The following is a 14,036-nucleotide window of genomic DNA, read 5'->3' as shown; positions in this document are numbered from 1 at the left end:
CAAACGCCTCCTGGCTCCGGCGATCCGCGGACTCGTGCATGTCCGGTGCACGGCGCCGCGGCTGTGCTCCCAGGAGACGTCTGGGAACCCGCGGCCGTGCCGTTGAGTCCCAGACGCCTCAATCACCGGCCACCACCGCATTCTGAGAACTCTTCGTCGAGCAGGTACTGGGAAGGAGGGAGTGACCAGCGATGTCATCTCCCCTGTTCAACCAGATGGAAAACGCGCTGGCCGATCTCCGGGAGCAGCAGGAGCGCATCCGCGAGGCGCAGGAGCGGGCCGAGGAGGAGACCACGACGGTCTCCAGCAAGGACCGTTCGATATCCGCGACGGTGGACCACCGGCAACGGCTCACCGGTCTGAGGTTCTCCGGTACCCGCTACCGCACGATGGCGCCCGCCGAACTGGCCAACAGGATCGTCGAGCTGGTCCGACAGGCCCAGGACGAGGCGAGCCAGAAGTCCATCGCCACCTACAGCGCGATGGCACCCGCGGGTTTCGGTGCGGCGCTGACCGAGATGGTCAACGGCGAGTTCGACCTGGACAAGATGTTCGACGAGGCGGTGCGAGAGGCGGACAGCATGTCCGGCGCCGCCGACGAGGGGGAGAGGACCGATCGTGGCAAGTGAGGACAACGACCTCGTCGCAGCGGACATCGAGGCGCTCAAGCGAGGTGGCGTCGACCTGACCCGCATCGCCGAGACCGCGAACTCCATCTACGCCGACCTCGCCCACGACTGCAACGCCTTCGCCATCGAGGGCGACGACGACATCGCCAAGACGCTGCGGACGAAGTACGAGCCCGGTGAGAAGGACGGGCTGGAGTTCCTCCGCATGCTCGGCATCACCATCGGCACCGACGGCGAGAAGGTCGTCGACGTCGGCAAGACCTTCGACGACATGAACGAGACCGCGAACAGCGAGGTGAGCAGGGGCGGCAGGAAGGCGTGAGCACAGGCCCGGTGTGATCGACGAGTCACGCCGAGGTCGTTCGCGCACGAACGAGAGCGTGGGGGCTGACTATGGCGATCATGGTTCCGGAAGAGGTCGGAAACCTCTTCATGGTCCTGACCGGTGAGAAGTGGCCGCAGATCAATGAAGATCAACTGCGGAAGCTGTCGGATTCGTGGCGCAATACCTCCGCACGGCTGCGAAGCGAACTCACGCCAGAACTCGCCCAAGCCATCAAGCTCATCCGATCGGAGTTCTACGGCAAGGCGGCGATGCGCTTCGCCGACCGGATGGCGCCGTACGTCGAGAGCAACGGCTACATCGAAACCGCAGCCAGCGGGTACGAGCAGATCGCAGGTTTTCTCAAGCAGCTCTCGGTGCAGACCGAGTACGTCAAGCTCGTCAGCCTGCTGTCGCTGATCGAACTGCTCGCCGAGATCGCCTGGGCCATCGCGATGGCCGGCCCCACCTTCGGCGCCAGCATGGCTTGGCTCGCCGGACGCTACGCCATCGTCCGCTTCCTGCTGAAGAACATCTGGGGCAGGCTGCTGATGCGCGTCATCCAGGCGCAGGTCTTCGGCATCGCCTTCCAGGTCGCCATCGACGCCGCCGCCCAGGGCATCCAGATGGCCAAGGGCACCCGCGACGACTGGGACGAGGACTCCACCAAGCAGGCCGCAGCCGTCGGTGCGCTCGGCGGTGCGCTGTCCCTGCCCTTCGCCGCGCTCGGCGGCGCGATGGGCAACATGCTGGCCAAGGGCCTGGTCAAGGGAGTCGGCGACAAGATCGACGACGACATCCTCAAGGCCGCTGCGGAGGCCGCGGCCAAGAACTTCGCTGACGACTTCCCGAAGGCGCCATCGCTGGCCAAGTTCGCCACCCAGGTCTCCGACCACATGAACACCCACATCGCCCGCGACCTCGGTGCCGCCACCCCCGGCAACTACGCGGGCATGAGCCTCAGGGGCATGTGGGCCGAGAAGTTCGGCCGCGGCCTGGCCGACGCGGTCGAGGAAGGCCTGCACGAGTTCTTCACCGAAGGCCTCTACAGCGCGATGACGGGCAAGGGCTTCCAGGCCAACCCGTACTCGTTCACCGCGGGCATGTCCGCCGGTCTCTCGGAGAACCTGGGCAGCGTCATCGGCGCCGGGTTCTACGGCAACCTCACCCCGGGCAGCGGCGAGAACCCGTTCCTCGCCGCGCAGCGCGAGGGCGACGGCCCCGACTCCGACACCTCGCCGCTGCTGGGCGGCGACGGTGACCTGGACACCTCCGACATCGACGGCGACTCCCAGAGCACCTCCTCCGGCGGTCTCGCCGAGGTAGGGGGCGTCGCAGGTGGCGGGTCCGATGGCTCCGAGGGACAGGGGAACCAGGGCGGGGGCAGCCGCGGGTCGGACGGCGGTGGAACGAACCCGTCCCCGCTCGGGCATTCCCAAACGCAGGGGTCGGGCCAGTCGGACGGGCAGGGCACCCAGTCCGGCCCGGGTTCGAACGGCCAGTCGTCGATCACCGAGTCGCAGACCCAGGTCCCGCCGCAGCCGGGATCGGACACCAGCGGTTCGCCGGAGTCGGCGGAGACCGTCAGCGTCGGCGCCGGTGGTGCCGACGGCTCGCTCGGGAACCCGGGGACCTCGCAGTCGAACTCCAGACCGGGAACCTCCTCGGAACTTCCTCCGTCGAGCTCCTCGTCGGACTCCAAGAGCTCGCCCGGCCTTCCGCCGTCGAGCTCGTCGTCCGACGCGGACACCTCACCAGGGCTCCCGCCCGCCGGTCAGCAGCCGAACACCGATACCACCAGCGGTCTTCCGGCGTCCACATCGGACATGACATCTTCCAGCCAGGGTGATGCGCAGGGCTCTGCCGGTCAGGTCAACGACGGGGGCTCCACGCCGGCCGCCCAAGTCGGAGGTTCCAACAGCGCCCAAGCACCGGTGAACTCCGGTGCTCAGCAGTCCGGCCAGACCGACCCGCACACGCCCGACCCCGTCGCGCAGGGCACCGGAGCGACCTCGCAGCCGAGCTCGTCGGGCACCAACCCGGCGCAGCCCGACCCGCAGAACAAGGCGCCGCAGCAGAGCGGTTCGGACCCGACGGCACCGCAGCAGTCCTCACAGGACTCCGATTCAACCCCTATCACCACACCGGAGAGCCCGCAGGAGGTCGCGCAGAGCGACAGCGGGACCCAGTCGACGATGACACCGGTCGGCACCGCCGCGGACTCCACCGCGCAGATCGACCAGACCGGCCAGGTCGAGCCGAACTCGACGCAACCGCAGACCGACCTGGCCCAGCCCCGGGTGAGCGGGACCGGCCAGTCCGGTGACAGCAATGCCTCGACCACGCCCGAGAGCTCGACCGACTCGCAGACCCGGACGCAGACCGGCGGTCGAACGCAGCTGGACGGTCTGGCTCAGTCGAACGGCCAGCCTCCGCTGAACGGACAGGTCCCGGACGCGAACGGCCAAGTTCAGCGGAACCAGCAGACCGGCAACGGTGCTGTGATCGGCCAGCAACCCATCGGCGGGATGTCCGGCACGGGGCAGACCGGGCAGACGCAGACGTCGACCGGCACCGCGTCGAACTCGACCGCTCAGCCGAGTTCGACGTCATCGCAGAGCCAGTCGCAGTCGGGCGCGAACTCGTCGACCACGCGCGGTGTCACGACCGGCACCGCTCAGGGCGGCACGTCGTCGCCGTCGGTCACCGACGTGGCCGCCACCTCCCAGACCGCGGTGCCGGAGATGCCCGGCTCGCCCGCCACCGAATCCTCGGATGCCACGGTCACCGTCGACTCCAGCGGCAACGTGGTCGAGAACTCGCAGGACCAGGGGACAGCCGAGAACCAGGACCCGGCGCAGGACCAGCGGACCTCGCAGGACCAGGAGACGTCGCAGGACCAGGAGACGTCGGAGGACCAGGAGACGTCGGAGGACCAGGAGACGTCGGAGGACCAGGAGACGTCGGAGGACCAGGAGACTTCGGAGGACCAGGAGACGTCGGAAAACCAGGAGACGTCGGAGAGCACTGCGAACCAGCAGTCCCGGAGCCAGGACACCGGTCGGGAGCAGCTGTCCACTCTGGACCACGACACGAACGACGACCAGAACGCTGCGGGTCAGGACCAGACACAGCAGAGCGCCGACACGACCGCGAACGACGACCCCTTCGCGGCGTTGGACCAGGACTCGCAGCTGGACCTGGCGCTGACCGACCCGTCGCAGGTCACCCCGGCGCCGGTGTTGCCAGACACCGCGCGAGCCGCGGATTCCTTCGCCGCCGACATGGCCGCGCACGTCGACGGGACGCCGCGTCCCGCGGAGCTCACCCGCGACGGCGTCATCTCCACCCACTCCCGGTTGCTGCCCAGCGACGGCGTGTGGTCCCCGAACCAGAACGCGCCGCTGGCGGCCAACGTCGCCGCCAAGATCGACGTCGCCCCGCCGGTGCGGGCGCGGCTGCAGCAGCAGTTCCAGCAGCTGGTCGACACCCGAGGCGAGCTCGGCCTGCTGCAGATCCTCTCCAGCGGACGCAGCTTCCAGGTGCCCACTCGCGACGGCGTGCAGGACGTGTTCGTGCGGATGGACCCCGACATCGTCGTGCCGGTCGCCACCTCCGAGACCGCCGTGCACAACACCCCGTCGCAGAGCAGCAAGCACGAAGGTGCCAGCCGGTCCATCACCAGCCACGGGATTTCCCGCAAGTTGCGGCAGAACGCGGTCGTCGGCTGGGTGGACTCGGCGATCGAGGTGGCGGCGACCTCGCTGAACCTGCGCGTGCTGCCGTTCCTCGGCTGGGGCGAGAGCCGCAGCAACACCGTCTCGGACAAGACCGGCAACACCAGGGAACGCACCGCGAAGCTCGGCGAACACCACAAGGCGTTCGACGTCAACTTCCAGGTCCAGTGGGAATCCGACGGCAACCGCGGCAGCTCCCGGTTCGACCCCACGGTCCGCTTGGCCTACCCGGAGACGGTCCTCGAGAAGCCCGGGCAGGCACCCGTCCCCGCCGACACGAACCGGACGACCACCGCCCCCGCCGTGCCGGGCACCCGGAACGACCAGCAGGACCAGAACAACACCGCTCAGAACGCCCCGGATCCGCGCGGCCCGGTGCCGGTGCCCGCCGACGTGCAGCAGCTGATCGCCAACCTCGACAGCTACGCGGGCATCGGCGACCTCCACCGCAACGTCATGTCCACGCTGCCCGACTGGGTGCGCAAGGACACCACCCTCAGCGACGGCGTGGCCACCAAGGTCGACACCGCGCAGTTCGTGGAGCAGACCTCCGAAGGCCTGGTCAACGGCATCGACATCAGCCAGCGGACCACCTACCCCAAGTGGCTGCGGATGCCGGGCAAGAACTGGTCGAAGCACCCCGAGGTCGAGGTGAGGGTCGAACCGCAGGTGCGCGGTTTCGAGAAGATCGGCGACCCGCAGCCGATTCGCACCGGCGAAATCCTGCGCAACACCAAGGACACCAGCGTCTCCAACGGCATCGGGTCGCGCGCCGTCGGCGGCATACGACTCCGGGGCCTGTTCACCTCGGGTGAGGCGAAGATCGACGGCCACGGCAGCCCGCTGCAGATCGGCCCCATCGGAGTCCTCTCGCTGACCTCCAACCGCAAGGAGTCCCAGACCGGCCGGGAAGCGGGCACCAACAAGGACAAGTCGCTGGAGAGCGACGGTGCCCAGCGTTACCGGATCGATCTGTCGCTGGCCGCGGAGATCACCTCGCGGCCGGGTGGCAAGGCCGGATCCGACCCGGTTGCGGTGCAGCCCACCGACGGCGCCACCTACGTGTGGGTGCGCAACGAGGACGTGCCCGAGTTCGAGCGACTGCTCAACGACGCCCTCAACCCCGACGGCACGAGCCCCACCGCGCAGGCGACCACCGTGCCCGAGCAGAGCGAACGCATCCGCACCGTCATCGACGGCGAGGGCATGTTCAAGAACGTGGTCCGGGTGGGCGGAACCGGTCAGCTGCGCGACCAGGCCCGCCAGCACATCCAGCAGCAGCTCACCTCGCGGGGCGTGGACACCAGCACGGTCGACTGGAACCAGGTCAACCGCGACCTGAGCGGCTTCGGCCCCTACAAGGTGATGACCAAGTTCGACGACCTCACCGGAGACGGCAAGCCGGTGACCGTCGACGTCACGGCCGGCGGGCGGAAGTTCCACTTCGAGCTCACCGCCGACCTCGGCGACGTGACGGGACGGCGCACGCTCGACAACGACGTCAAGTTCAGCGCGACCCGCAAGCACGGCAGCGGCTGGAAGACCGGGTTCAAGACCAGCTTCGGCGTCGGCGCGCTGCTGGCGGGCATGGTTCGCACCACGATCCGGCCCTCCGGGTACGGATCCAACAGCTACGTCGGTGGCATCGCCGGACTCGGCGGCAGCTGGACCCGCGGCAAGTCCAGCGGACACGGCGACAGCCTCGAATCCGAGCAGCGCATCAAGTACGAGGGCAAGGCCGACCGGGTCACCCGCGACATCACCTGGAAGCTCGAGGCCACCGACACGTCCGCGCGAAACCCGTTCAGCCGCGGGACGACGCCGACCAGGAAGCAGGTCCCGGGGCACGCGGACTACCGGGTGGCCAGCTTCATGCTCGACGCCGATGAGGGCTGGAACCCGGGCGACCCGGCGCCTGCCGCCACGCGCGACCTCAACGACGGCAACCGCGTCGACATGAACAACACCGCCGTCGTCTCGGTGGTCGACCTCTACCGCAAGGCCAACGACGCGTTCCACGAGATGCAGCGCGACGCCGTCCGCAGCGCCAAGGAAGGCGTGTTCGAGCGGTTCCGCCGCTGGATCGCGCACGGCGGCAGCACCGATCCCAAGCACAGCAACCCGAAGTACCTCGTCGACGTCGACCCGCAGTGGTGGCAGACGAGGCTCGCGGGCATGTTCCACGCGCCGCAGGTTCGCGATGACGGCGCGCACGGCGGCGTGCTCTTCGACCGCGTGCAGCGCGGCGCGTTCGAGATGCGGGTGCACAACGAGCGGCCGCTCGGCCCGGTGCCCGGCAACTCGACGTGGGAGACCACCAACAAGACGGGCGTGTCGGTCTCCCACGGCACCAGCAGCGGCACCGAGGGCGAGGTCGGGCTCAACTTCTGGGGCAGCATGGCCGACGCCGGCGCGGGCGCGTCCATGTCGACCGGTCGTGGAACCGATGATTCGCTCGGCGGCTCCACCAAGTCCGCCTCCCAGGTGAAGACGCCGATGCAGCTCTACACCGGCGACCTGGTGCTCTCGGTGCGCGCCGACGCCTGGCAGCAGCTGTTCGGGCAGCCGAACCACCGCTGGGACGCGATCAGCCCCTACCCGACCGGGGCGCAGAGCGACCACGTCGAGATCGTCGTGCCCGACGGCCTGCTCTACGTCAAACCGCAGAACCCGGTGACCACGCACCCGGACGGTCGGCTCACCGAGGACCTGCCGCTGCTGCGCGACCTCGGCAAGGGCTTGGACCGCTCCGTCGTCGTCTCCGCATTCACCCGGGGTGCGCCGGATCCGGCGAGCCCGACCCAGCTGGATCAGTCGCAGGACGCTCAGACGCAGCAGCAGGACCGCTTGTCGGACGACGCGATCCGCGCGCTCTGGCACGCCGCGCCCGAGCTGTTCCCCGGCTGGACACCGCAATCCGGCCGCCCGGCGCCGCTCTTCGACGCCACCAACGCGCTGCGCGCGCTCGACAACCCCGCCGACGTCCGCGAGATGCTCAACGGCGGCTGGCAGCGCACCATGTTCCGATCCAGGTGGTTCGGCTCGGACTACTACACGTTCACCGCGACCGCCGAGCAGCTGCCGGGAGCGGAGGTCATCGACCGCGGCGACGTCACCACGGGCGGCTACGCCGAAACCCAAGGCGTGCGCGGACAGGGCCAGGACTCATCGCGCGACGTCGCCACCTCGCTGGCGCTGACCGCGTGGCCCATCGTCCCGACGACCGCCGACGGCGGGGCCATCGCCCCCATGCCGGTCGTGGGCTGGTCGAACCAGGGTGGAACGGAGCAGGCCAACGAGGTCGACACGTTCCGCCAGGACCGCTCGGACACCGACGACCACGTCAGCGTGCGGGCACCCGTGAGGATCAACTTCACGGTGCACAAGTTCCGCGTCCCGCCGCTGTTGCTGTCGACCTTCACCGAAGGCTCGCTCGGGTCCAGCGCCTACCGCCACCCCGAACTGCGCGAAGTGACGCTGCCCCCTGAGTTGTCCCAGGCTCAGGGCGAGGTCGACCTGAGCCTGCCCGAGTTCCTGCTCGACCAGCCCACCGACCACACGCCAACCTCGACCGGTCGCGACATCACCGCCGCCGCCAAGCAGACCCCGTCCTTCCAGCTGGCCAAGAGCACCAGGGACCCGCAGCTCACCGCGCAGGTGGTGGACGCCATCGTCGACGCTCGCGGGCACAAGGACCTGGTGAACCGCTGGTTCGGCGAGGGAACGCCGAACCGGGGCAAGATCGACACGCTGTTCTCGCCGGACATGATCGTGCCGAACATCGGCAACGACCGCCTGCTGCTCAGCGACGGCTACACGACCTCGTTCAAGGTGCACGACCGGTTCCTCTCGGTGGACTACGAGGTGCAGGTCAAGCCCCGGCTGACCGATCCGCGATTCATGCACTCCTGGACCGAGGCGCAGCACGAGGAGAAGCACGGTCAGGAAACCGGCCAGTCCTCCAGCGACGCCAACGCCCGCAGCGCTGACGCGGGGCTGGGCCTGATGGCCATCCACGGCACCAACTGGAGCAACGCCGAGAACTCCGCCTCGCGAGGCGTGGCGGGCTCCGAGACGGCGGCCGCCGCGCTGGAGCAGAGCCACACCTCCCGCACCCATCAGCAGGACTGGCGCCGCTACACCGCGATCCCGCACTACGACGTGGTGATCCGCTCCAAGCCGCACTTCGCGCCGTCCTGGTCCGAGCACCGGATGGAGGGTCCCCACGGGTTCACCGGCACACCGGTGGAGTTCGACGTCCGCGAGGGCGAGCACACCCCGTTCGACAACCCGCCCCGGAACGCCCCCGCGACGGTGGGGACCGCACCGGTCCCCACCGCCCAGGACACGACCGTGCAAGGAGGCACCGCTCGGACGCCCGAGCAGGCGCAGCAGGAGATCCAGACCCTCGAAGACCAGATCGCCGAGCTGACCTCGCAGTACGACCGGGTGACCAGCAGGATCAACCAGCTCGCCGACGCCGCGCGGGCCATGGTCGAACCGCACCTCGACGGCGGGCCGCGACCCGATTCGCGCCAAGTCGAGATCATCCGTCGCGCGGCCAACGAGGTCACCGAGCCGGACGTGCAGCGGCTCGTCCAGCTCGGCAGCAAGATCGCCGAGAACGAGTTCGAGCTCCAAGACCTGCGTCGCGAGAACCCCGACATCGCTCCCGGAGTCCCGCCGAACACCGCTCCTAACACCGGACTACGCCCGGACGAGAGCAGGACCGACACCGACGGCCGACGCTTCGACCGGTCCGGCAACCTGCTCGAACGAGGTCAGGACGGGCAGTGGCGCAAGCAGGATTACTTCGCGCTGCCCTGGCTGGACGACAACACGATGGTGCTGGGCGTCCGGCCCCTGACCAACCCCTACACCGGCCAGCCCAACCACATGGGCGGATTCCCGACCGTCCCGGGCAGCAACGCCAAGCAGCACCACGGCACCGGCGGCGACATCGTCGGCGGCGCGCTGTCGAACCAGATCACCCAGGACCTGCACGGCACCTACCAGCTCACCGACCACGATGGCATCGCGCACTCCAAGCCGGGCAGCGGGAAGGCGAAGGCCGACGCGCACTACGTCCCCGCGAAGCTGGAACGCACCGGGAGCACGCGATCCACCACCGACACCCAGGAGACCGGGCGCAGCGTCGAGATCGATGTCCGCGGCCTGGGCGTGACGAAGCAGAGCACCGGCCGCGAGATCCTCGCCGCGGTGGCCTACGCCTCCGGCATCGACGACTTCGGGTCGCAGCGCGCCGCGGAGTTCTTCGCCGACGCCTCCAGCGCCCAGATCGCCGAGTCCATCCGCGACCGGCTGCCGGACGCAGCACCGCAACCCGCGCCGGTCCAGCAGCCGGTGGTCGATCAACCCGCGGACGTCGACGAGCCGTTGCCGAAGTTCGAGGTGGCAGCCGAGCGGTGGAAACCGCTGGACAACGCCTTCGTCTTCAGCCACACCGATGGGCAGCCGAGCGTCCAGCGCGGTCCGGGAAGCGGCATCCGGCAGGAGGTCCGCTTCAGCCTCATCCCGGAACCGGGTCGCTGGAACCTGGAGACGAAGCTGCACCTGCGTCCCGCTGACGGCGTCAACCCGGTTGATCTGGCGCTGGTGCGCGCCAACACCGCCGCGGGCATCGAGCAACTGGTCAACCAGCAGGCCCACCTGCTGCCCGGCCCGGACGTCGAGGCCCACGCCAACGTGATCTTCGTCGACGACCCTGCCGATGCGGACGGCGTCGTCGACGTCGTCCCGGGTCGGCCGGATGACGTGGAGAATCCGATGGATCAGCATCGTTGGGCTGTGGGTGCGAGTCCGTCGGAACTCACGCACGAGGTGATGCACTTCTTCGGTGTGCGGGACGCCTACCCGCACCCGCGTCAGCTGCTGAACACTTCGGACAGTCCGGTGCCGGGTGATTTGATGGACACCCGCCGCGATGGTGTCGGTTACCGGGTACTGGAACGGCACATGCAGCAGATCATGGACGTGGCTTCGCCGCATCTGCCTGGTTCGCTGGTGACCGATGGTGTGGTTCCGTCCTCGTCGGGCACCACGACGTCCTCCCAGCGCGAAACGAACCCGGCCGACGTCTCCCCCGGCGTCTCGCCCGACGACCGCTACCGCAGCTCGTACGAGTCCTCGCGCTCGCACCGCTCTTCGCGGTCCCACCACTCGTCGAGGTCGCACCACTCCTCGTCGAGCCACCACACACCGCCGTACTCGACCTACACGGCCGCACCGGCACAACCGGCCGGACCCGTGCGGCTCGACAACCCGCAGCTGCGCGCGAACCCACCGCGCCCGCGCTGGATGTACCGGGGCGACACGCGCCCGCCGGAGGAGATCTTCCGCAACGGCATGACCTCGTGGGGCCGGGATTACAACCTCGTCAGCCACGTGCACGGTGGTGACGCGGCGCGCAACTCCGGCTACGTGTCCGTCACCCCGAGTTCCGTTGCCGCGCACCAGTTCGTCGTACCCGACGGCGGCGAACCCATCCGGCACAGCGGTCGCTGGTACGTGCCGATGTCGGGGCAGATCTACCAGATCGAGTCCTCGGGCAACATGATTCACATGGCCTCGCAGAACTTGCCGCAGGATCTGCTGGACCGCATGCAGTACCAGACCGAGTGGGATTCCGTCCGGCACGTCGACCGGCGCAACATCCACTCGGCGATGACGGTGCGCGGCTATTTCCACCAGGGGCCCGACGGCCGCCGCACGATCCTGCCCGGCACGACGCCGCAGCTCACCAACGTGGAGAACCGCTACTACGAGGAGGGCTACCGGGGCTACGACCCGCACGCCGACTCCCGCAGCGGCTTCACGCGCCACACCGATCTCGGACTCGCCGAACCGCCCCTGCCCAGTCGTTCCTCGCACGAGTCGAGCCGAACGGTCCCGTCCTCCTCGACGTACCCGACGACCTCCAGCTACTACCCGACGACCAGCTCCTCCTCGTCGACCTATTACGCGCCGTCGAGCAGCAGCTCGTACTACTACTACGACCGGCGGCCGGGGCTCCCGCCCTCCCAGGCCGGACCGATCGGTAACAGGACGAACCGTTCCCACGATGCCGCACCGGCCTCGTCCGTGCCGCGCGACCAGCACTTCGCCACGATGCTCGACACCTACCGGGCCGCGCGATCCGCGGTGTCCTCGGGCGTCAACCCCGTCCAGTACCACGCCGACGGCGTTCCCGGCGGTGCCAGCAGCCGGCCCGACGCGCGGTTCGGCACTGAAATCGAGTTCACCGTCCCCGAAGAGCACTTCGACGTGGCCGTGCAGGAACTCGGCACCGCCTTCCGCGACGCCGGCCTCGGTGACTGGCGCGACGGTCAGGAACTGGGGTCCGGCCTGGTCAAGAAGGCGCCCGACCGCTGGCGACTGGTGGACGAGGACACCCTCGACAACGGCATCGAGGCGGTGTCCGAGAAGCTCGGCGGCGACTCGCGCTCCTGGCAGCGCTTCGAAACCGCAGCCGACATCATCCGCTCCGTCGTGGAGAAGTACGGGGGCTCGGTCGACGAGGGCGGCGGGCACGTCAACGTCAGCTTCGACGGCGCGAACTTCACACCTCGAGCCAGCATGGCGCTCGCCGGACTGGCCAAGGCACGCGAGCAGTCGCTGTACCGGATGGCGAACTCCACGATGGGCGGACGCCAGCGCGAACTCCGCGCCGTCGGTGCGTTGCCCGTTCCTCCCCGCGCCGAGGCCCTGCAGACCCCGGAGGACGTTCGCACCCTGAACTCCAGCCGCAACGAAGGACTCAACTTCGAACACGTCCAAGGCGGCCCCAACGACCGCTGGGAATTCCGGATGTTCCCCAGCAGCACCCACAAGGGGGAGTGGCAGGCTCGCGTGGAACTCGCCTCGGCGATGGTCGCCGCAGCGCAGGACCCGGCCACCCACGACCGCATCGAGGCGCTGCTGTCCAACCCGAGGCTGCTCGGCGACGAAACCGGTGACCGCTCGGAGGAAGCCCAGCTCAGCGACCTGCTGGACCTGCTGGACGTGCTGCCGCTGAGCGAGTCGGCGGAACAGCAGATCGTCGAGCTGTTCGCGGCCACCGAACCCTGGCAGCGCAGCGGCGCCACCGACGACTTCCAGACCTTGGCGGTGCCCACCCGCGACGGGCTGCACTACCCGAGCCCGAACGAGGACGTGTCGGCGCTGGTCCAGCAAGGCCGTGATGCCAACCCGAACCCGGACGAGCAGGTCATCCGCGTGACCCCCAGCGAGGACGGCGACCGCGTGACCCTCTGGGACGGCGAGGACCGCACCCCGCGCGACTTCACCAACTACGTGCGGCTGCACCCAGGATTCGACCAGGACCGCAGGGTCGTGCTGGAGACCGGGAACACCGACGTGCGCGCGATCCAGGACGTCTCCCGGCTGCTGGGCAACGCCGAGATCCGGCCCCGCCAGGAATCCGCTCCGAACACAGGATCGGCCGACATCTCGCCCGGTCTGCCGCCGTCGGATGGCGGGCATTCGTCGCGTCGTTCGCACGAGTCCTCGCGGTCTCACCACTCCCACCACTCGTCGCGTTCGCATCACTCGTCGTCGAGTCGTCCGTCGTACTCGACGTACACGGCGGTTCCGTCGTCCGTGGCTCAGGTGAGCAGTTCGTCTTCGCTGTCGGCGGGCCAGGTGAGGTTGGACAATCCGCAGTTGCGCGCGAGTCCGTCGCGTCCGTCGTGGATGTACCGGGGTGATACGCGTCCGCCGGAGGAGATCTTCCGCGACGGCATGACGTCGTGGGGCCGGGATTACAACCTCGTCAGCCACGTGCACGGTGGTGACGCGGCGCGCAACTCCGGCTACGTGTCGGTGACGCCGAGCGCGACTGCGGCGCACCAGTTCGTGGTTCCCGACGGCGGTGAGCCGGTCCGGCACAGCGGTCGCTGGTACGTGCCGATGTCGGGGCAGATCTACCAGATCGAGTCCTCGGGCAACATGATTCACATGGCTTCGCAGAACTTGCCGCAGGATCTGCTGGACCGCATGCAGTACCAGACCGAGTGGGATTCGGTCCGGCACGTCGACCGGCGCAACATCCACTCGGCGATGACGGTGCGCGGTCATTTCCACCAGGGTCCGGACGGGCGGCGGACGATCCTGCCGGGCACGACGCCTCGGTTGACCAACGTCGAGAACCGAGGTTACGTCCCGGGGTACCGGGGTTATGACCCGCACGCCGATCCCACCAGTGGCTTCACCCGAGACACCGATCTCGGACTGGGACGTTCGCCGAGGCGGCGGCGCTCACCGTCCTACGAAGACGAGTACGACGGCTACCCGTCCTCGTCGTCCTACTACCGGGGTCGGTGACCGACC

Annotated in this window: 3 protein-coding genes; all 3 read left to right on the top strand. The window is 68.9% G+C overall.

Translation table 11 applies throughout. The annotated features are described in order from the left end of the window. The first annotated feature begins 191 nt into the window (after positions 1 to 191). Positions 192 to 629: a YbaB/EbfC family nucleoid-associated protein gene (locus tag E1161_RS12610; protein ID WP_132622908.1), complete on the top strand. Its 438-nt coding sequence runs from the start codon at positions 192 to 194 to the stop codon at positions 627 to 629. Then, on the top strand, positions 619 to 951 hold the full coding sequence (locus E1161_RS12605) for a hypothetical protein (protein WP_132622906.1): 333 nt from the start codon (positions 619 to 621) through the stop codon (positions 949 to 951). The genes E1161_RS12610 and E1161_RS12605 overlap by 11 nt, the downstream gene beginning before the upstream one ends. A gap of 80 nt (positions 952 to 1,031) precedes the next feature. Next, positions 1,032 to 14,030 (top strand): WXG100-like domain-containing protein, encoded by a 12,999-nt coding sequence (locus E1161_RS12600; protein WP_132622904.1) that lies wholly within the window; start codon positions 1,032 to 1,034, stop codon positions 14,028 to 14,030. Positions 14,031 to 14,036: the final 6 nt, after the last annotated feature.

Origin of the sequence: Saccharopolyspora aridisoli (assembly GCF_004348445.1) — a bacterium.
Classification (GTDB): domain Bacteria; phylum Actinomycetota; class Actinomycetes; order Mycobacteriales; family Pseudonocardiaceae; genus Saccharopolyspora; species Saccharopolyspora aridisoli.
Note: the sequence above shows the minus strand (reverse complement) of the source record. Positions and strands in the feature narration are given on the sequence as shown.

Excerpts from the sequence above, each read along its gene's own strand:
- E1161_RS12600 (WP_132622904.1), top strand. The coding sequence starts at position 1,032 with ATGGTTCCGGAAGAGGTCGGAAACCTCTTCATGGTCCTGACCGGTGAG.
- E1161_RS12610 (WP_132622908.1), top strand. The coding sequence starts at position 192 with ATGTCATCTCCCCTGTTCAACCAGATGGAAAACGCGCTGGCCGATCTC.